We start from the raw sequence: 20,696 nt of genomic DNA on the forward strand, positions 1-20,696 counted from the left end.
CCTTCCATACAGCCTTCTCTGTAATGATTACTCCGCTGGAGGTACCATGACGTCATTGAACAAAGGCTACGGCTTTATGGACAGGATAACGCCCGAAAAGATGGTTGACGCTTTTTACGCGATAAGTAAAAGGTTGGCAAACCGAGCGCCCCGAACAAAAGTAATTGGCAACACCAGTATGCAAGCAGCTTTAGTCATGCTTCCATCGCCGGACCTTGAGGCCATGTTGAATGCGTTTCGGAGTGTCGCTGGTCAAATAGAAACCTTGTTGCTGGAAGGTCAATTAGTTGAGGTTGGCTTTGATGCGGTGAAAGTATGCCTCGATAAGCCAAGAATCGCTACCAGATAAAAGCCGCCGGCGGCTTCTCAAAAGCTCGACACCAAGTCTGCCTTGCGTGAAGCTGGCACAAAAGCGAAATTGTCATAACTTGCAGATGCTAGACGCTCATCTCCGGTGGACGCCGGCACTCCATTAATTGCAATCAAAGTTGTGACCAGCATTTTAGTTCGTTTTAATCAGAAGCCTAATGACCTGGTCCGTACGGTACGGCTTTTGTACGAAGGGAAAGTGATGCACGCTACCATGTCCTGCCACACTCGCAGGATTGGGGTATCCCGAAACCAGTATTACCGAAATAGAAGGATAGTGCTTGCGCACCTCATGGCCCAATTCGAGCCCACTCATTCCTGGCATGACGACGTCAGTTAATACCGCATCGATACTTGGATTCGACTTTAGTATTTGCAATGCTTCCTTGCCGCTGACGGCGGTAAATACCTCAAACCCCGCATCGCGGAACAGGTCTGCGGTCATTTCCAAAAGATCAACATTGTCGTCGACAAGCAAACACTTGAATGTGTTCGTATCACTGCCGCGCTCTAGCGAGCCGCTCGATTCGCTAAGTTGTATTTTTTTCAGAGGCGCGGACTTCGGCGCAGCATTAGAAAAAGGAGCAGACATGATCAGGGATGGCATTATTCTCTTAGTTCGCTGGTCGACATTTTGACAATAGCAAAACCATACAGGATTTCCAAGTAGAAATTCTTGGTGGAAAAAATGTAACACTGTGCATAGGCAATCCGTCCAGAACCGCGGTAGCTTTGAACACGGGGTCTATATCAACCCCTAAAATAAGACTTATCCTGCAAGCCGAAGTTGCTTGGCGATGTCGCCCATTCGATAAGGCTTGTAAATTACAGGAAAGTTATACCCGTCTTCATTTTCCGAGCGCGACAATGCATCGTTTGGGTGACTTGAAACTAAGACGATGTGAACATCCCGTATTAGCCGGCGCACTTCCAGCCCCAACTTGATGCCACTCATGCTTGGCATGGCCACTTCGGTGAATAAGACGGAAATATTGGGCATGTGCCTAATGATTTCGAGCGCCTCCGCGCCGCTGCTCGCTTCGAGAACCTCATAGCCCATCTCTTCAATAAGCGAGACTGCACGCCTCAGTGCATCACACTCTTGATCGACAACAAGTGCCGTCTTATTCGCTGACCGGACTCCGTATAAAAGATCCCCTTCATTGTCGGGCACCGCAACCACCGGTAAGTAAAGCGCAATGGTGGTGCCTTTTCCAACCTCGCTATAAAGTGTCATCCCACCGTGCGACTGCTGGGCAAATCCATAGACCTGGCTTAGGCCGAGTCCCGTGCCTTTGCCCACTGGCTTGGTCGTGAAGAACGGCTCTACTGCCCTGGCGACAACCTCTAGGGCCATTCCATTCCCTGTATCTTGTACCGTAACCCGGACAAACCGCCCGGCTGGGAGCGCCTCTACTTGCCCGTTAGAAATTTCTACCTCTTCAGTGCGCAAGGTGATCGTGCCACCACAAGGCATTGCATGGCGAGCATTCGTCACTAGGTTCAGTAAAGCGGTCTCGAACTGCACTGCATCGACCATGACGACGCCGAGATCATGAGCGAGCCGTATATCAAAGTGAATCGTGTTGTCACCAACCCGCCGCAACACAGCAACGAAGCTTTCGATGACTTGGTTCAGATTGTGGGGCTCCTGTTTCATTGGTTGCTGCCGTGCAAACGTTAGTAGTTGCTGGGTTAGGGTGGCCGCCCTGTCCGCGGCACGCTGCATACTCTCCAAGACTTTAGGATTAGGAGGACTGTGCGGGTGAGCCGATAGGCGTTCCAGTCCACTGACCATAACAGCCAGCAGGTTGTTAAAGTCGTGCGCAACGCCGCCGGTTAGCTTGCCAATAGCTTCCAACTTCTGAGATTGCAACAGAGTCTGCCTAGCTTGCTCGAGCGCCTCTGTTGCTTCCTTACGCTCAGTAATGTCGCGGGTAATCTTAGCAAAACCAACGAGTGTGCCAGAGTCGTCGTAGATGGCGTCAATGACGACGTTTGCCCAGAACCGAGTGCCATCTTTGCGAATGCGCCAGCCTTCCATTTCAAAGCGTCCGTCCTGAGCGGCCTTTGCTAGTGCCTGGCCTGGTAGCCCGCTGGCCTGATCTTCTTGAGCGTAGAACCTAGAAAAGTGCGTACCGATCACCTCTTCCCGGGTATACCCTTTGATACGCTCGGCACCGAGGTTCCAGTTGGTTATGTGCCCTGTGGGAGACAACATGTAAATTGCATAATCGGTCACGCCTTGCACGAGCAAGCGAAATTGTTCTTCGCTGGCACGCAGCGCTTCTTGAGCTTGGCGACGCTCAGTGATATCCCGGGTAATTTTTGCGAAGCCGAGCAACTTTCCTTGCGTATCCCGCACGGGGTCAATGACCACGCTGGCCCAGAATGGGGTGCCGTCTTTACGTATGCGCCAGCCTTCTTCTTCGTATTTTCCCTGCTCCAGCGCAGTCTTGAGTGCTCTGCATGGCTTGCCGGATGCCCGGTCTTCTTCGGTGTAAAACCGTGAGAAGTGCTGCCCTATGATTTCTTCGGGAGCATAGCCTTTGAAGCGCTGTGCCCCAATATTCCAACTGCTGACAATGCCCTCAGGAGAGAGCATGTAAATCGCGTAGTCTGCAACGCTGGTTAAAAAGTGACGGAAGTGCTCTAAGGTCGTAGTCCCAAAAATGGCGGTATCAAACGTATCGTGCATATGTTTCTTTGTTGCAAAAATGGTTGCCAAATCTTAACCTGTTTGCTCTATATACAAGGGAAAATCGAAAGGCGACCTGTCTTGAAACAAACGCTTATCACAGCATTAGCCTGGATGTCATTCAGTTGCTGTGGCGAGAGCTTTGCCAGAGGCTAGTTCCGTTATTCACTTATTGTGGAATAACGCAACAAGCAGACTGGCATTGATCCGACCAGTTTTGCGTAGCTTGGCAGTTTAGCAAAACTAAAACATTGGTTAATTTATAAGGAACCGCTTCCTGAGGGACATTGGTCTAACTGTTAAAGGGAATCGAAAATGAAGAAACCTCTAAAAAATGTTGCCATAATGCTCATGCTCGCTTACGGGACGTGTCCCCCTCTTCTAGCAGACGAGTTCGTTGCGCAAATGGAAGCTGAAAACGCACGTTGGTTGGCAGTTTATAAAAGCCAAGATGCGCAGGCATTCGGCCCAATGTATGCTCCGGATGCCATTTTGATTGCCCAGGGCAATCCTTCAATTGAAGGACGCACGGCAATTGTTCAGTTCTGGTTCGAGATGCTGAAGAAAGGATTTTTGAATCCTGCACTTGAAATTATAAATTTGCGTCAAGAAGGAAAAATAGCCTACCAAACTTGTCGATGGTCTGTACTGCAGCCAAAGGAAAACGGCGTGATCCAAAAAATTACCGGCCATACACTTCGTATTTTCGAACGTCAACAAGATGGCCGTTGGCTCATCAAAGTGCAAATGTCCAATAATGATGAGGCTGCAATCACAAATCGGTCCAGCAGCGCATCGATCTTACAACGCTGAAACGTTATCTTCGGCTCGAGTGCATGTGTAGCTTTGGAAAATGACCGATTCGTTGTGGTCTGCTATATGGACTACGTGATGGAATCCCCATCCTTGCCGCAATCACCGTTCGTCCGGTGACAAAGTGCATTGCTATAAGGTACGAGCAAAACAGCACAGCTGCAGAGCAGTAAGCTTCTGGTTCAGTCCAGCACTTGATTTAAGTTAGCAGCGCTACGCCGGTTACAAGAGCGAGCTAATGTCAAATGTCGTGTACGACTGGCCTGAAGGATAGAAGGAACATCAGGCGGCGAGCTTCTGTTGTTCCGGCGGATTGTCCGGCGCCGGGATACCATCCTTGAACGGCACGCCGTCCAGTAATGGCTGAATTCGGTCGGCGCCGCGAATCCGGCGCCACGATTTTTCTGCCTCTTCCATCAGTTTGAATGCCAGCCCCAGGAACGTAGCCCGCGACAGGCAATTCCTCGCCCGCGTGGTTCGATGCCGCACCGTGGCAAACGTTGATTCGATCGGATTAGTGGTCCGTACATGCTGCCAATGCTCCGCCGGGAAGTCATAAAACGCCAGCAAACTCGCCTTGTCATGCGTCAGCTTGTCCGCGGCCTTCGGATACTTCGCGCCATAGGTCGTCACGAACTTCTCGAAGGCGACAAGGGCATCTGCCCTGGTGGCTGCCATAAAGATGTTTTGCATCGCCGCTTTGGCTCTGGCTTGCTGCGATGCCGGCAACGCATTGAGCACATTGCCCAGCTTATGGAACCAGCAGCGCTGCGCCCGTGTGGCAGGAAACACCTTTTCCAGCGCGGCCCAAAAGCCCATGGCGCCATCGCCCACTGCCAGCAGCGGCCCAGCTTGCAAACCGCGCGCCTTCAAGTCCAGGAGCACCTCGCGCCACGACGCCGTCGATTCCCGGAAGCCGTCGGCAATGGCCACGCGCTCCTTCTTGCCATCCGGTGTAACGCCCACAATCACCAGCAGGCATTGCCCATCGCCGCCCTCGCTCCTGACGCCGGTATGGATGCCATCGGCCCACCAGTACACATAGCGGGCAGCGGACAGATCCCGCCGGTCCCACTGCTGCCATTCGTCCGACCACTGCGCTTTGAGGCGGCTGACCACGTTGGCCGACAGGCCTTTGGCTTCCTCGCCCAACAGCACCGACAGCGCTTCGCTCATGTCGCCGGTCGAAATGCCTTTGAGGTATAGCCAGGGCAGTGCTGCCGATACACGTGGCGACTTCCTGATATAGGGAGGCACCACCGTCGAATGGAACTTTACGCCCGTTCCCGAGCGGTCTCGCACCTTCGGCACCCTGACCGTCACCGGCCCGGCTGCCGTGAGCACGTCGCGCTCGGGCAGATAGCCATTGCGCACAACGGCTCGCTTGCCTGACAAGGTTCTCACGTTGGCGTACTGCTCCAGCAGTGCTGCCAGCTCTAGTTCAATCACTTGCTGGATGACTTGCCGCGCGCCGCGACGCACCAGTTCGTCCAGCGATATGCCAATTTCCGGTAGACCAATGGTTGCGTCTTGCTTATCCTTGCGCATGGTGGGAGTTTCCTCTGTTGGTTGATTTGACCTAGACAATCAAATTCTCCAACAAAAACTTCCACCGCCTTCCTCCAGCCTTCAGGCATCAGCCCGTACACCACTTCTGACTATAGCTCTACAAGAGCAGCCTAGCTACTTAATTTGAGCGCCGGCCACGCAGGTTAAGGAGCTCCCGGAGGATGCCTGCTGCCGGTTGTCAGGGTTTTTCATGACGGGCACTCGCCGACTAATCCCGTGCACTGTGCGACCACCATGGCATACCATGCCTCTTCAATATAAGCGCTTTAAGAGTGAACGGGAAGATTTCTCGCATACTGCTAGTCTCTAGGCTTGTAATTCAAGCATTCTGAATGCTGGAAGGACAAAAAATCTCATCGGTAATTTATCGCTCCGGCAGTCCTATCGCTGCACCTCTCCACCAAACAGTTTATTTTCCTTGCTATAAAAAAGACTGGCGTATCACCTTCGCCCCTGCCCAAGGTGCTGTACAAGAAGCTCCTGCAGCTTGTGGAAGTCAACGGGCTTGGTCAAGTGGCAATCAAAGCCAGCGTCTAAAGCAAGTTGCTTGTCAGCCTCCTGTCCCCAACCAGTGGCTGCAATGAGAAACACATCTTTTCCAAGCAGCAAAGAACGGATGCGTCGGGCTACTTCATAGCCATTTAGGTCAGGGAGGCCGATATCCAGCAAGATGACGTTGGGCTTCAACCGTTCTACCGACTGTAAGCCAGTGTGTCCATCGTGTGCTGCTTGTGCTTCGTAGCCAAGTAGCTCTAATGCCATTGTCATGCTTTCGGCAGAGTCTATGTTGTCGTCGATGACTAAGATACGAAATGGCTGGGCACCTGTATTAGAGAGCTTGGGAGAATCAGCCTGTGTTGCAGCTTCAGTAAGCGGAAGCCGGACAATAAATTCACTGCCTTTTCCGACTCCTTGACTTGTCACACTGACGGAGCCACCGTGAAGCTGCACCAAACCACGTACCAACGCCAAACCGATTCCCAAGCCACCCTGGGAACGCTCCAGAGCGGGTGACAATTGAGAAAACATGTCGAATACCGTAGCAAGCGACTCTTCGGGAATACCAATTCCCGTATCAGATACCGACACGACAGCTTCAGCTTTCTCTTGTTTTACCCGAAGCACAATCTGCCCACCTTCCGGTGTATATTTCGCTGCATTAGTCAGCAAGTTGACAATGACTTGCGTGATCCGTGTCGGGTCGACATGGACCATCAATGCATCGTCCGGCAGATCCACTTTGAATGTATGGAATGCAGCCTCCATCATGCCACGCACGTCTTCCGATGCCACGCCAAGAATAGTGCGGAGGTCAACTGCCTGTCGTCTCAACTCCATTCGTCCCTGCGTAATACGGGAAACATCCATCAAGTCATCAACCAGATGCGTGAGTTGATGTAGCTGGCGATCAAGCACGCTTAGTGCCCAGGATCGGCTTGATTCATTCCCAGCATGAAGTTTAAAAATCTCCAGCACATTACGCATCGGCGCTAATGGATTGCGTAATTCATGTGCCAGCGTGGCCAAGAACTCATCCTTGCGCCGGTCAGCCAGCTTGAGCTGCTCATTCATTTCGCGAAGCTTGTGTTCCGCGGTCAAACGCGCAGTCAGTTCATTTTCAGCACCTTTGCGTGCCAATAACAACTCTCGCTCATAGGAACGGCGATCATTTGCGACAAAAAATGCGAACTCGTCCAGTACGGTGTTGTTATGCTTACGTCGCACTACGTTCATCAGCACCGGAATACGGCGACGGTCCTGATGGACCATTTCGATCTGCACTTCCCCAACCGAGCCTTGAACTTGCAATAAAGGCACACAGTGTGTCTGATGAAACACCCGTGCCCCTACGCTGAACAAATCCTGCGTTCTGCGTTTCCCGACCAGATCGGCGGCTTCGTACCCTAGCCAACGCAATAAAGTAAAATTGATACGAAGCAACAGGCCATCGGTATTGGCTACCGCCAAGCCACACGCAGCATGCTCAAATAGAATGTTGTCCGGGGGAAGCTCCCCTCCTCTTTCCACGGGCTACCGCACAGTCTGTAAAAGAAATCCATGCATGGCATCAAAGCTGTCGCCTGCAGCACTCATGTGTGGGCAGTGTCCCACGTTTTTTATGATGCGCAAGACACTGTGGGGCATTTGCCGGTGCATAAACTCTCCCACCTCGCGCGGCGCGATGACGTCATCGCTACATTGAAGGATCAAAGCCGGTGTAATTGACTTTGGCAAATCGGATCGGTGATCGGACAAGAATGTTACTTGAGCAAAGTGCTCGGCAATACTAGGATCGTTACGGCAAAAACTATTGGCCAACTCCGTACTCAGTTCAGGCTGCTGCGGAGCACCCATAATCACTGGGGCAATATTGCTTGACCAGCCCAAGTAATTACTTTCCATGGTTTCGAGGATTTCATCGATTTCCGGGCGAGTAAAGCCACCAACATAGTCCCCGTCATTAATGTAGCACGGTGACGGACTGACCATGACTTGGGCAATGAAGCGGTCCGGGGCTTTGACCGTAGCGAGCAAGCCAATTATTGAGCTTACCGAATGGCCAACAAAAACCACAGGGCCTGCAGAAAATTTATTGATAATTTCAAGCAAATCATCGGCATAGCCATGCAATGTGCCGTACTTCAATCGATCGTATGCCTTAAGGTCTGAGCCGCCACTTCCTACCAAATCAAAAGTAATAATCTTGAAATGGTCTTCAAAGGAAGGGGCCAGATAGCGCCACATGCTCTGGTCGCAACCAAATCCGTGTGCCAAGATCATGGTAGCGGGGCCGTCACCCCATATCTGCACGTTGTTGCGCTGCTTGACCGACATCAGGTTCTCCACCATTAGTATGTTTTATCGAAAAACCATAATTTTCAAAGACTTACTGCGGGCACATAGTAGCATTTGGCAGTATTTAGCGGTTGATCAAGGATGAGGAGCACTTCGAATTTCGTATAGTGCGTAGACAATCATAAGCAACATATAACATTTCTAGTTAAAGGTTTTGGGTAGGTATGGCCATTCTGAAAATCTTCGTTGCTGCTATCGCGAGCAGATGCAACTATGTATGCGTCGAAACAGGCGGGCAAGTCAAAGGCAACCTTGGATTCCGGTGACAAGAAACCAACATTCACCTCCGGATTAATACCAAAATTTCGTTCCAATGTAGCGCGCAGCAGAGAGCCAAAATCTTTCCTCGGCAACTGGATTGTTCAATGTCATAGATATCATATTCGCAATTAGCAGTATCCCTATTTCATCTGAATTGCTCGCATTATTCATATTTCTTCTCTAAGCGAGTGATATGGCCTAGCTTTTATAGACACTCCCTCTTTTTAAACTGGCTGATTCCATGCGAACGTCAGCTTCAAAATCCATTGCAGCCATTGAAGTGAAGGAATCCACCGACCGGTATTGGCCGCGTGCAGACATAGGACTATGCCAGGTTGTTCAAGACTTTATTAGCGAAAACACAGCCAGCCGGCCAATGGAGCGCTGGTTGTTCAATACTTTAACCGCTATCGGTTCATGGCCGAAGCTGCATAACGCTCTGTTTTCACATGGATAGACGTTCAAATCTTTATTGGTAGGTAACAGGCTGTTCCCTCACCTCATCCTTGGACCAGACACCGCTTGACGACGGCAATCACATGTTCCATCCGAGTACGGATTTCAAATATGTTGCGGTTTTTTTCCCGCTCGGCTTCATCGGTACTACCTTGATGCGTTTACTTATTCAGCATTGCCTAAAGTCGATCCGGGCAAAAGTAATCTTCTGCAACGCCTGCGAGATGTTCCTGTTGAAGTAGCCTCACGCAGTCGCCTGCTGGCAACGGCCGGCCGAAGTAGTAGCCTTGCAGTTCGTCGCAGCCGTGCGACTGAAGGTAGGCGATCTGATCAACCGTTTCCACACCTTCTGCAACTACCCGCAGGTTCAGGTTGTGGGCCAGCGAGATAATCGCTAGCACGATCGCTGCGTCGTCAGGGTCGTCAGCGATGTCCCGGACAAAGGTACGATCAATTTTCAGTTCGTTAATGGGGAAGCGCTTGAGATACGACAGGCTGGAATAGCCGGTGCCAAAATCGTCGATCGAAAGCTGCACACCCAGTGTCTTGAGCATCTTGAGTTTTTCGACTGCCGCATCGACGTCAGCCATCACTAGGCTTTCAGTCAGTTCAAGCTCCAGGCAATGGGCAGGCAGCCCGCTTTCTTTCAGCACCGCCGCCACCGAGCTAACAAAATCTGCCTGTGTAAACTGGCGCAGCGACAGGTTTACCGCCATCCGCACTTCAGGCAAACCTGCATCTTGCCAGGCCCTGCCTTGCAAGCATGCGGTACGCAGTACCCATGCGCCGATCGGAACGATGAGTCCTGTCTCCTCGGCAAGCGAAATGAAACGGTCCGGCATAACAAGGCCAAGTTCTGGATGGCACCACCGTAATAGCGTCTCGATGCCGACAACACGGTGGCTGACCGCGTCGACCTGGGGTTGGTAGTGCAAAAAGAATTCGTTGCGTTCCAGTGCCGTGCGTAGCGCAGTTTCGATGCGTACTCGTTCCTGCAATTCTTCCTGCATGGCAGCTGTGAAAAACTGGCAGTTGTTACGGCCTTGCAGCTTGGCGCGATACATCGCGATATCGGCCTTTTCAATCAGGGTGTCAGGCGCGTCACTGTCGGCCGGAAACACTGTTACCCCCATGCTGCAGGTAAGGGAGAGGTGTCGTCCATCAATGGTGACCGGCTCGAGCAGGCTGTCCATAAGCCGCTTGACCATACTGGCTGGAATGCGGTCACGTTCGCGGTCGGGCATCACCAGCACGAACTCATCACCGCCCAGACGCGCTACGGTATCGCTGTCACGTGTGGCTGCGGTCAGGCACCCGGCGACGTGTCTCAGCAGTAGGTCACCGGCGCTATGACCCAAGCTGTCATTGATGAACTTAAAGCGATCGAGGTCAATGAAAACAACCCACACGGAATGCGCATACCGTTTCGCATATGAAATGGCCTCACCCAGGCGCTTACTCAGAAGGTTGCGATTGGGTAAACCTGTCAAGGCGTCGTGAGTCGCTTGCTCCAATAACTGCTTTTCGAGGCGTTTTCGTTCGGAAATGTCACGTGCGACCATCTGGACGGCCGGCGCGCCACGGTAAGTAAATGCAACCCGGGTGACAGCGACGTCGACAGCTTTGTCGTCGAGCCTGAGAGCCTGCTCTTCTGCGCTGATAACTGCCTGTCCATGGGCGAGCGCGTCCATTGCCTCCTGGACCTCCTGTCGATATCCTGGTACTACTAGGGAGACGATACTGCGGCCCAGGAGCAAACTGGCGTCGGAATCGGAATTTAGGAACAGACGACCCGCCGCGGGATTGGCGAACACGATTTCGCCGCCTGTGGCGATGAGTATTGCCTCCGGTGACAACAGCACAAGCAGGCGATAGCGCTCTTCGCTCTCCCGAAGTGCTGCGACCGCGATTTCACGCTCCTGAGCCTCTTCGTAAAGCGCTAGGCTTTTCTGTTCGAGCAGCATTTCAGCCTGCTGGCGCGCACTTACCGCGCGGGCAAGCCGTCGCTCGTAAAGCTCAATCTCAGACATTAACCATTTTCCGTAACATGAAACGGGTATGAGCGCCTTCCTCGCAAGGGTAATCTTCCCGTTGCATATCAATATTTTCGTTAAAGTACGCGATGCAGCCCCGTATAAGTCCCTCCGCGAGATCTGCGAATGGTCGCTTCGAACGATAAACAAACGCCATGACGTTAGGATCGGGCGAACTGTGGTCGAATACAGGTAGTTCAGCGTCCGGGTACAGCTTCTTCACTTCGACGTGGATCTTGTTGTCGAGTATGGAGAGAAAGTCAAACGTGGAGTTGCGGCCAATAAAATGAGATGGATAGAGCGCGGCAAAGCGTCCAAGCAGGTGGTTGCCGAAAGCGCGCAGCAGATCCGGCACAGCGATTCCGGTGCGCTCGCTCAGGCGGCTGACGAGCTGAATAATTTCGCGATGGTCATAGGTGCCCACCGATGTATAGGCACCCCCGGTCGACAGGTCGGACAATTCGATGATGCTGTCCGCAATTTCTGGTGAAAAACTGCTTTCGACCATATCGATGAACTCTCGAAATACTACGCCCTTCATAACGCTCCCCTACCCTTATTTGTGAAATCAGACATGCAGTCGAAAGTGCAAAGCAACTACGCAGACTCTACAGAACAGGTATTTTATTGCAAATTGGAAATTATTACCGCTGTCGGTCACAATAAATATTTTGTCGGTTTAATGCCCTTATTTAAAATGCAGCCTCCCTGGAATTCTTTCGTATAAGGCGCTCTCGGTACTCGATCCATCTAGGCCTCCGTTCCTCAATTTTACGAACGTTGGCATACACTTTTTTCAGCTGACCTCAGTGATTTACTCGATCGAAAGTTGGCACAGTGTGGCATTGAACTGATTGCACCGCACCGCAAGAACCGGGTCAAGCCCACCAGTCAGGACGGTCGCCCACTGCGTCGATACAAACGACGGTGGGAGATCGAGCGGACCTTCGCCTGGCTCAACAAATTCAAAAGAGTGATTACCCGTTGGGACCGATGCACTGAGCGTTACACCGCATTCGTTTATCTTGCGCTCGCTATGATTCTGCTCCGCCGCCATTTATAAAATGAACTCTACAAATTGAGCCATCCCCTACGGTAGGTGGCGAAAAAATGTGAGCTAATGTCAAATGTCGTGTACGACTGGCCTGAAGGATAGAAGGAACATCAGGCGGCGAGCTTCTGTTGTTCCGGCGGATTGTCCGGCGCCGGGATACCATCCTTGAACGGCACGCCGTCCAGTAATGGCTGAATTCGGTCGGCGCCGCGAATCCGGCGCCACGATTTTTCTGCCTCTTCCATCAGTTTGAATGCCAGCCCCAGGAACGTAGCCCGCGACAGGCAATTCCTCGCCCGCGTGGTTCGATGCCGCACCGTGGCAAACGTTGATTCGATCGGATTAGTGGTCCGTACATGCTGCCAATGCTCCGCCGGGAAGTCATAAAACGCCAGCAAACTCGCCTTGTCATGCGTCAGCTTGTCCGCGGCCTTCGGATACTTCGCGCCATAGGTCGTCACGAACTTCTCGAAGGCGACAAGGGCATCTGCCCTGGTGGCTGCCATAAAGATGTTTTGCATCGCCGCTTTGGCTCTGGCTTGCTGCGATGCCGGCAACGCATTGAGCACATTGCCCAGCTTATGGAACCAGCAGCGCTGCGCCCGTGTGGCAGGAAACACCTTTTCCAGCGCGGCCCAAAAGCCCATGGCGCCATCGCCCACTGCCAGCAGCGGCCCAGCTTGCAAACCGCGCGCCTTCAAGTCCAGGAGCACCTCGCGCCACGACGCCGTCGATTCCCGGAAGCCGTCGGCAATGGCCACGCGCTCCTTCTTGCCATCCGGTGTAACGCCCACAATCACCAGCAGGCATTGCCCATCGCCGCCCTCGCTCCTGACGCCGGTATGGATGCCATCGGCCCACCAGTACACATAGCGGGCAGCGGACAGATCCCGCCGGTCCCACTGCTGCCATTCGTCCGACCACTGCGCTTTGAGGCGGCTGACCACGTTGGCCGACAGGCCTTTGGCTTCCTCGCCCAACAGCACCGACAGCGCTTCGCTCATGTCGCCGGTCGAAATGCCTTTGAGGTATAGCCAGGGCAGTGCTGCCGATACACGTGGCGACTTCCTGATATAGGGAGGCACCACCGTCGAATGGAACTTTACGCCCGTTCCCGAGCGGTCTCGCACCTTCGGCACCCTGACCGTCACCGGCCCGGCTGCCGTGAGCACGTCGCGCTCGGGCAGATAGCCATTGCGCACAACGGCTCGCTTGCCTGACAAGGTTCTCACGTTGGCGTACTGCTCCAGCAGTGCTGCCAGCTCTAGTTCAATCACTTGCTGGATGACTTGCCGCGCGCCGCGACGCACCAGTTCGTCCAGCGATATGCCAATTTCCGGTAGACCAATGGTTGCGTCTTGCTTATCCTTGCGCATGGTGGGAGTTTCCTCTGTTGGTTGATTTGACCTAGACAATCAAATTCTCCAACAAAAACTTCCACCGCCTTCCTCCAGCCTTCAGGCATCAGCCCGTACACCACTTCTGACTATAGCTCGATCAAACGAACACCAATGCATTGTCTTCTAAACATGTTTTTGCAAAGAATGTTATTGAAGGCATCTTTTTTAGCCTGGACATTTGATCAACTATTCGTAATTTGGAACATTGGACGTTCAAAGTTGTCAATTTGATAGCCGTTCATGTCGTTCGCTTTGCTTCATGGACTGGCTACAGGTGCGCCGGAGTTCTTTACCAGTCGCACAATTTACGGCTATTTTGAACAGAGGAAATATATGGGCATACTAGGCAATATCTTTCACAAAATCTTTCCATCTTCCCATCCTGCGCTAACGCAGACAAACGCCCCGCCCGCCACCTCATCTGATACACCCGCCAACAGCAATACGTCACCAGGATCTCCTACTGCCTCGCCCACAGCATCACCTACTGCTTCACCGCCATCAGCAACACAGAGCATGCCAGAAGTTGATGTTGAGAAAATACTTAATGGCATGGCGCAATCAAATGGGCAACCACTCAACTGGCGTACATCTATTGTTGACCTGTTAAAACTTTTAGGTTTGGACAGTAGCTTGCAAGCTCGGAAGGAACTTGCAAGCGAGCTTGGTTATAACGGAGACTCCAACGATTCGGCCGCAATGAATATTTGGCTTCATCGTCAGGTAATGAACAAGCTTGCAGCAAATGGTGGCAAAGTGCCAGCAGACCTCAAAGACTGAAGTTGTGTTATTTCTTAAGTTGATGCAATCGGTGTTTATCTTAAATTAATAATGCACTTTGATTAGAAAGTTGGCAGGATACGATAGTGATCCCGACTTCATGCTCTAACGGTATTCGTCTCGTTTTCATGCAGTTTTTGGATCACATTATTTCTGCGCATCTTTCCTTTGAGCCGCACCCCACAAGGGTTGCGGCTTCTTCTTTGCAATTCAAGAGGACGCCAAATTTAAAACAACGGATTTTAAAGACTTTTGCTGTAGCAATTATGGTGGTTTTCTATGGAGTATTTACTACTGCTTCAGCGAAAAATCTTGAAGCCGAAATGGGAGGGGAAAATAGTCGTCGGTTAGCCGTTTACACAAAACGAGATGCGCACGCATTCGCGACGATATACACGGCGGATGCCGTTATTTTGCCCCAGGGCGGCCCATCAATAAAAGGACGCACGGCCATTGTTCAGTATTGGGACAAAATGCTCTCGAACGGTTTCCAAAACCCTGCACTTGAGATGATTGATTGGTACAAAGAGGGTAAGATGGCTTATCAAACTTGCCGAAGGTCAATTTTAAAGATCCAAGACGATGGATCAGCTAAGTCTTTAACTGGAAACACGCTACGCATCTTTGAGCGTCAGCGAGATGGACGATGGCTTATCAAAGTCCATATGTCTAATACTGATCAGCCAATCCCATAGTGCCAAAAAGGCGCTCGACAATTTGCTAGCAATGGTATTTCCGCTTGAAATGACAAAGACACTTTTGGCGTAGTCAAGCCAATTGGGATATTTTTCGGCATCGAGTCAGGATCTATTGCCAACGCGTTTCGGAGCTTTGCCGACGACTTCCAACTTGGCTTCTATAACTCCCGAACGCGACATTCCTAATTTTCGTGCCTCAGAAGAGGTCACATCGCCTATTAGATCAGGAGAACTGGGGCCGCGATCGTTGACCCTAAGAACGACGCTTTTATTGTTCTTCAAGTCTGTAACTCTGACTTTGGTTCCAAAGGGCAGTGTCTTATGAGCCATTGTCATTGCGTTCGCATTAAATCGTTCGCCGCTAGCGGTTTTTCGACCATTAAACCTGCTCCCGTACCAAGTTATTTTCCCGGAAGAACTACTTGGTATGGCTGTCCTTTGTTCGGACGCAGCATCTGATGGCTGTGCCACAGCCCCATTCGCTAAGCCGAACAGCGCACTAACCGCGATAACACAAAGTATTTGACGGTTCATACTGCCCTCCAGTGACAAAGCAATTGGTGAGGTGCTACCGCAATGTGCCTGGCTGCTTGAGAGCGTCACGTATCTCGCGTAAAAGCAAAACGTCTTCTGAAGGCGGTGCTTCCTCTGCTGGGGTTGATGCTTCTTTCCGCAAGGTGAGTGTTCTTGCTTTATTGACCATACGAACCATCATAAAAATTATGAATGCAAGAATGATAAAGTTAATCAGTATCGTGAGGAAATTTCCATAAGCTAATACAGCGCCTGCTTTCTTGGCTTCTGCCAAAGGTAACTGCATGCTTTGGTTGTTTAGCGGCAAATAGTAGTTCGAGAAGTCTAGCCCGCCGAAGATTTTTCCAACGATCGGCATAATCACGTCTTGAACAAGCGATTCTACGATTTTGCCAAATGCCGCACCGATGATGACTGCGACGGCTAAATCAACGACATTGCCCTTTACAGCAAACGCTTTGAATTCTTGGAGCATACTCATTGTGTCTCCTTTGTAATGATTCAAGAAACGTGTACGGCGAGACAATTGTACAGGCGATGTTATTCCAAATGTTCGTTAGAAAAAAACCGCTGTGCCTGAAGAGCAACAGCGGCCAAGATAATTCCGAGAGATAGCCGCCCTCGCCATGCGACCAAGCTCATCATCTACCTTCTTTACTACTTTTTGCAACGGGACACAGAGGGATTGATAATTTTCTTTTTATCAATATTTTCTTGGTAGACCTAAAGTCATTGTTTTGACCTGCAATAAAGACAAGCGCCCTGAATACTGTGCATTTATACAGTATTCAGGGCTTTTCTGGAACAGGCATTTTCTTTGTGTTTATTTGAAGAAAGTTCCTTGAGTAAACATGCGGAGAGCCAATGTAAACGTGATTATTTAGGATTTAAAACGTCCATGGCTCAACATTTTCTCTTGTCAGTGGAAGCGCGCAGTGTCTCACTCCGAAAAGTTCGGAACGGCTCTGTTGCGGAAGGACGAGTTAGCCTTTCTATAGATGGATTTATGGCATAGCAACCGTAATAGGCGTGCCGAGTCGCGTAAAGCGATTCAGCACAGCGGCACGGACCTGCAATTCAGCGCCTTGATGATCAAAGTCGCGTGCCATGATGCGCTCTCCAAGTAGCTTGAAGCAGCGCATTTTGGTCTCCACCAGACTTCGTCGGTGGTAGCCACTCCATTTTTTCCAGATCGTTCGCCCCAGCCGGCGGGTCGCTCGTAGAATCTCGTTGCGTACTTCAGCACCTAGCCGGTTTATCTTCCATGGCTTGGCATTCTTCCGGGCCGGAATGATGGCATCGGCCTGACGCAGAGCGATGACTTCATGGCAGCGTTTCGTATCGTAGGCGCCATCACCGCTGACACTGACAATGGGCTCTTCCGGAGGAATCTGGCCCAGCAGGTTGGGCAGCATAGGCGCATCACCGATGCTGTTATCAGTTACTTCCATGGCTCGGATTTCGAGCGTGACCGCATCAATACCGAGATGGACCTTGCGCCATTGGCGGCGGTAATCGGCGCCATGCTTCGTGGTCTTCCATTCGCCTTCGCCCAGCATCTTGATGCCGGTGCTATCGACCAGCAGGTGCAGGCCGGTCGTGGTCGGCACGACTTCAATGGCGACGCGCAATGTCTTTTGCCGCCGACTCACGGTGCTGTAGTCGGGGACAGGCCAGTCGAGGCCTGCCAATTGCAGCAAGCTCTGCATCATCCCCATGGCCTGGCGTAGCGGCAAACTGAACAGGCACTTGATGCTCAGACAGAACTGAATGGCTTCGTCACTGAAGGTCGGACTGCGGCCACGCTTACCGCTTGCCTGGCCGTGCCAGTTCATGGCGGGATCGAGCCAGATGAGCAGCGAGCCGCGTGCCTTCAGCGCTGCGTTATACGCCTTCCAATTCGTCGTTCGGTATTTCTGAGGAACGGGTTTCATGCGCCCAGCCTACCCGAGCCTTCAGTCCTGCGCTGAGCTGCCTGATTTATGCAACAAACCCCTTCGCATCCAGCTGATCGAGCTGCTTCTTGTCAGCGGCAATTCTAAATTCTGCCTCGCATATGCGCTCATCAAACCACGACAAACTTTTCGCTCGCAAGAATGATCCATAGGAAGCCCGCTGGTCAACAAATGCTCAAAACGTTTAAAAGGAAGTGCAAACGATATTTATTTTCATTTATATCTTAGGCCGTCCATCCCGATATAAATATGTCTTTCTTTCCGCTTGTCACCGCCAGCAAATATTTCCCATGCATTCTTTGTAAACTCGCTATGATTGCCAGACTCCTATGAAAACGATTTTAAATAATTGATGGAGAGCAAGGAAAATGAATGCACTGCGTGATGTTTATCAACGGAAGATATATGCGTTACTCAGGATGAACCTTGCAGTAAATCGGATGAATAAATGCGTTGGCGCGGAAGAGAAAGCAAATGCCCTTCGTTGGGTGAACGCCTGGCTAACGGTCAGTGGCATTCGGCAGTTTAGACTTGACTCACGCTCTCGAAAGCAGGCCGACGCATCTTCTCAGCTTAACTATAGATAACCGTCTAAACGCGGCTCAGCGCAATCCTGATCCCTTCGCTGAGATTACCCTTGCCCAGCTTCACGGCGCGCGCCACGCTGGCGGCATCAAGATAAACATTGCGGCGCCCGCCTCCGTCGAGTTCTGCAGGCCTGCCGACCTGGCCGGTACCCGCCGGCCAGGGTATCTGGTCCAGAACCCTATGCCAGTTGTTCTCCGCAACCTCTGGCGTACTGGAAGATAAAAGTGTAACCATTGCGAGGGTAATTGTGTCACTTCGCGGCCAAGCCGGAACAGCGCGGCAACTCCTTCAATGTTTTCAATGACTTGCGTGTTTTGGCAGGTAAATGTGTCACCGCGCGGCGAAGAAAGGTAAATGTGTCACCGCACGACCTCGCTAATTTGCCGGTCTCTACCCCGGAATCGGGCGCGTACCAGAGTCTAGGTCCCTTCCTGGAGGGTCAGCAGTTCAGCCGCGTGCGCGTCATCGCCGTGCGCGCCTTCTGGTCTAGTGACCGCCACAGCGACTGCGAAGGCAGCAGCGAGATGTAGCATGCGCCGCCGTTGCCGCACCGGTGCGGTGCGTCCCGCAGATACGCGTTGAGACGGTACGGCGCCCTGCCGCCACAATGATGACAGGCCATCTCCAGCACACCGCCATGAACCGGGCAGCGCCCTACCCTCTTCAACTGATGGACGATGCTGTGGTAGCCACCAGCCAGGCATGATCTGCAATACCGGAACCATGGACTGCCTGTCCTTTGCAGCGGTTCTGGAATCAGCGAGGCGCGCACTATGTGCAACGGGACACCGAGCATGCGTTGGACCTTATGCAGGTTCACCTCAGAGGAACCGGCGCTGATACCTTCATACGGATCAATGGTCTCCCTGGCGATCTGGATGATCAGCACATGGCCTGGCAACGCGTTCGCCCGACCAAACTTCCACAGCATGGAAACAAGGGATTCGTGCGGGCTCACCCATTTGGGATTGAACAAATAGCCGAAGGACGGCGCCAGCTGGTGTTCGTCAAACAGCATGATCGGCAAAGTCGTCATCTGACTCGTCCCTTACACCGCGTGTGGCGCCGCGCTCATGATGCGGCCTGTTGCCACGCGCGCCTGGACATAACCGAAGCTTCGAACCGCCTGTGCCCACATCTCGCTGGTTGGTCGGTAGCCCGCGGCATCGTGCATCTCGCTTTCCTTTAGCACAATCTCCACTGCGTGCGTGAAGGACTCCATGGGAATCTCCAACATACCGCCAAGACCGGTCTTGTTGTGGATCGCCACGAAGGCATCCCACAGCACTTGTGCGTCATCCGTAAGCCGGTGACCTGCTTCTGCTACCTGGGGTAGATAAAACCGAGTAAAGGTCCATTCGGTCCCACGCGGGAAGCTCGTCTGCCCGTAACCTGCCAGGCAAGTAGCGACGTCCCGCGCATTTCGAATTTCGAAGAAAGCAAGTTCGTCGACCATCAGACGTGCCACGATCTGAGTCTTGCCTGCGTGCTGCAAATTTATCTTGATAGCATACAAATCCTGCTGTCCAACCAGGAACGTGAACAACCTGATCTGGAGGCGGTCGAGATGATCATGCAGATCACGGAGCCACTCATATTCGTCGGCGTCATAGCGCTGTGCTTCATCGCAAAACAGGATGACTGTGCCGCTTCCGTTCCGCGCGCATGCTTCCTTGATTTTGCCGATCAGGTGCATTCGCTTGCTTGTGTTGCCGCCCTTATCCGGTTCAGCATAGCCCACTGCCTTCAGCAGATTTGTAAGAAACGGGCCTTCTGCATGCCGTGGCTTGCGCTTGGCTTGCACATGGTACGTCGTAATCTTGGGATGGGTCTCGGCCAGCAGCAGCCGCAGATACTCGATGGCCCGCGTTTTGCCGATCCGGGAAGGACCATAGATGAGCGCACCGGTCGTACGATAGCGCAGGCACCGGGTGATGAGTTCGTAAAATGCCTGGATTGCTGGTGTCGCGATGCGGTAATTGCCTGTGACGATGGGGTGCAGGTCAGACGGGATTGGACGAACGATGGTTCCAGCCATGGAAGCCGCTCTAACATGAGCGTTGAGCTGCAGTTGAAGATTCATAAAAGTCAGTGCCTTCTGCATGTGCTGGATGTGGGCAGCGGCATAATCAGTATGCTTTTTGCGTGCCCGCAGGTAGGCTCGCAATTCGGCAATCGCGCGGCCGGGCCGGAAGCTGGCTCGCAGCAGCCCGCAGGCGTGAAGCCGCTGCAGCCATTGCGCATCGTTGACATCGCTCTTCCTGCCTGGCACCGCACAGGCTTCCCGAGCATTGACAAGAATGACCTCTAGGCCACGCGCCTCTAGCACTTCGTAGGCTGCGACCCAATACACCCCGGTCGACTCCATGACCACGGTCTTGGTGCCGGTCGCTACCAGCCAATCTGCCATGCGCTGCAAATCGCTGGCGAACGCTTGGAAAGTCTGGACGGGTTCATCGCACAAGTCGGGACTCACCGCTGCGACATGGAATCGGAATCGCGCGCCAATGTCGATGCCAGCGGCAAAGGGATGAATGATCGGCAGCCCGGCAGGCTTGGATTGGGTTCGCTCTCGGGACATGGTCCACCTCCTGCGTCAATAGCCGCAGGACGGGAGAGCGGTTTAAATCAA

18 protein-coding genes are annotated in these 20,696 nt (G+C 52.3%); 5 read left to right on the forward strand and 13 right to left on the reverse strand.

Annotated features, from left to right (window positions below; translation table 11 throughout):
* Nucleotides 1-46 precede the first annotated feature (46 nt).
* Entirely contained in the window at nucleotides 47-349 is a 303-nt protein-coding gene (locus ABC383_RS23125; RefSeq protein ID WP_413017648.1) for a hypothetical protein, read from the forward strand.
* Nucleotides 350-502: 153 nt separating this feature from the next.
* On the opposite strand, the gene ABC383_RS23130 is transcribed toward ABC383_RS23125, so the two are convergent.
* Nucleotides 503-976: a response regulator gene (locus ABC383_RS23130; RefSeq protein WP_413017650.1), complete on the reverse strand. Its 474-nt coding sequence runs from the start codon at nucleotides 974-976 to the stop codon at nucleotides 503-505.
* A 162-nt stretch (nucleotides 977-1,138) separates the two neighbouring features.
* On the reverse strand, nucleotides 1,139-3,067 hold the full coding sequence (locus ABC383_RS23135) for a hybrid sensor histidine kinase/response regulator (RefSeq protein ID WP_413018463.1): 1,929 nt from the start codon (nucleotides 3,065-3,067) through the stop codon (nucleotides 1,139-1,141).
* A 315-nt stretch (nucleotides 3,068-3,382) separates the two neighbouring features.
* Here ABC383_RS23135 and ABC383_RS23140 point away from each other — a divergent pair, with 315 nt between their 5' ends.
* Nucleotides 3,383-3,880: a YybH family protein gene (locus ABC383_RS23140; RefSeq protein ID WP_413017652.1), complete on the forward strand. Its 498-nt coding sequence runs from the start codon at nucleotides 3,383-3,385 to the stop codon at nucleotides 3,878-3,880.
* A gap of 282 nt (nucleotides 3,881-4,162) precedes the next feature.
* Here ABC383_RS23140 and ABC383_RS23145 read toward each other — a convergent pair whose 3' ends face one another.
* The 5 genes from ABC383_RS23145 to ABC383_RS23165 form a co-directional block, all read right to left on the reverse strand.
* Nucleotides 4,163-5,428, reverse strand: coding sequence for an IS256 family transposase (locus tag ABC383_RS23145; RefSeq protein WP_413017646.1), 1,266 nt, complete (start codon nucleotides 5,426-5,428; stop codon nucleotides 4,163-4,165).
* A 462-nt stretch (nucleotides 5,429-5,890) separates the two neighbouring features.
* Nucleotides 5,891-7,417 (reverse strand): hybrid sensor histidine kinase/response regulator, encoded by a 1,527-nt coding sequence (locus ABC383_RS23150; RefSeq protein ID WP_413017654.1) that lies wholly within the window; start codon nucleotides 7,415-7,417, stop codon nucleotides 5,891-5,893.
* A gap of 63 nt (nucleotides 7,418-7,480) precedes the next feature.
* Nucleotides 7,481-8,284: an alpha/beta fold hydrolase gene (locus ABC383_RS23155; RefSeq protein ID WP_413017656.1), complete on the reverse strand. Its 804-nt coding sequence runs from the start codon at nucleotides 8,282-8,284 to the stop codon at nucleotides 7,481-7,483.
* Between the two features lie 917 nt (nucleotides 8,285-9,201).
* The gene (locus tag ABC383_RS23160; protein WP_413017658.1) at nucleotides 9,202-11,052 is read right to left on the reverse strand and encodes a putative bifunctional diguanylate cyclase/phosphodiesterase; all 1,851 of its coding nucleotides are present in this window, start codon (nucleotides 11,050-11,052) and stop codon (nucleotides 9,202-9,204) included.
* Nucleotides 11,045-11,596 carry a heme NO-binding domain-containing protein gene (locus tag ABC383_RS23165; protein WP_413017660.1) on the reverse strand — a complete coding sequence of 184 codons (552 nt, stop codon included), beginning with the start codon at nucleotides 11,594-11,596 and terminating at the stop codon, nucleotides 11,045-11,047. Before ABC383_RS23165 ends, ABC383_RS23160 begins: the two co-directional genes overlap by 8 nt.
* 288 nt (nucleotides 11,597-11,884) lie before the next feature.
* On the opposite strand from ABC383_RS23165, the gene ABC383_RS23170 reads away from it, so the two are divergent.
* Nucleotides 11,885-12,118 (forward strand): transposase, encoded by a 234-nt coding sequence (locus ABC383_RS23170; protein ID WP_413017662.1) that lies wholly within the window; start codon nucleotides 11,885-11,887, stop codon nucleotides 12,116-12,118.
* A gap of 101 nt (nucleotides 12,119-12,219) precedes the next feature.
* Here the strand turns inward: ABC383_RS23170 and ABC383_RS23175 are convergent, their stop codons facing one another.
* On the reverse strand, nucleotides 12,220-13,485 hold the full coding sequence (locus ABC383_RS23175; protein ID WP_413017646.1) for an IS256 family transposase: 1,266 nt from the start codon (nucleotides 13,483-13,485) through the stop codon (nucleotides 12,220-12,222).
* A gap of 357 nt (nucleotides 13,486-13,842) precedes the next feature.
* Between ABC383_RS23175 and ABC383_RS23180 the strand changes: the two genes are divergently transcribed.
* Together ABC383_RS23180 and ABC383_RS23185 are read left to right on the forward strand one after the other, a co-directional pair.
* Nucleotides 13,843-14,289, forward strand: coding sequence for a DUF3597 domain-containing protein (locus ABC383_RS23180; protein WP_413018464.1), 447 nt, complete (start codon nucleotides 13,843-13,845; stop codon nucleotides 14,287-14,289).
* 86 nt (nucleotides 14,290-14,375) lie between these two features.
* The gene (locus ABC383_RS23185) at nucleotides 14,376-14,984 is read left to right on the forward strand and encodes a YybH family protein (RefSeq protein WP_413017664.1); all 609 of its coding nucleotides are present in this window, start codon (nucleotides 14,376-14,378) and stop codon (nucleotides 14,982-14,984) included.
* Nucleotides 14,985-15,089: 105 nt separating this feature from the next.
* On the opposite strand, the gene ABC383_RS23190 is transcribed toward ABC383_RS23185, so the two are convergent.
* The 5 genes from ABC383_RS23190 to ABC383_RS23210 form a co-directional block, all read right to left on the reverse strand.
* Complete coding sequence (locus ABC383_RS23190; RefSeq protein WP_413017666.1) at nucleotides 15,090-15,521, reverse strand: septal ring lytic transglycosylase RlpA family protein; 432 nt, start codon at nucleotides 15,519-15,521, stop codon at nucleotides 15,090-15,092.
* A gap of 34 nt (nucleotides 15,522-15,555) precedes the next feature.
* Nucleotides 15,556-16,002: a large conductance mechanosensitive channel protein MscL gene (gene mscL / locus ABC383_RS23195; protein ID WP_413017668.1), complete on the reverse strand. Its 447-nt coding sequence runs from the start codon at nucleotides 16,000-16,002 to the stop codon at nucleotides 15,556-15,558.
* A 523-nt stretch (nucleotides 16,003-16,525) separates the two neighbouring features.
* Nucleotides 16,526-17,455: an IS5 family transposase gene (locus ABC383_RS23200; RefSeq protein ID WP_413017670.1), complete on the reverse strand. Its 930-nt coding sequence runs from the start codon at nucleotides 17,453-17,455 to the stop codon at nucleotides 16,526-16,528.
* 1,048 nt (nucleotides 17,456-18,503) lie between these two features.
* On the reverse strand, nucleotides 18,504-19,100 hold the full coding sequence (locus ABC383_RS23205) for a hypothetical protein (RefSeq protein ID WP_413017672.1): 597 nt from the start codon (nucleotides 19,098-19,100) through the stop codon (nucleotides 18,504-18,506).
* Nucleotides 19,101-19,112: 12 nt separating this feature from the next.
* Nucleotides 19,113-20,645, reverse strand: a complete 1,533-nt coding sequence (locus ABC383_RS23210; protein WP_413017674.1) for an IS110 family transposase — start codon at nucleotides 20,643-20,645, stop codon at nucleotides 19,113-19,115.
* Nucleotides 20,646-20,696 lie beyond the last annotated feature (51 nt).

This window comes from Noviherbaspirillum phoenicis (genome assembly GCF_047237965.1).
In the GTDB taxonomy this organism is placed as follows: Bacteria; Pseudomonadota; Gammaproteobacteria; order Burkholderiales; family Burkholderiaceae_D; genus Noviherbaspirillum_A.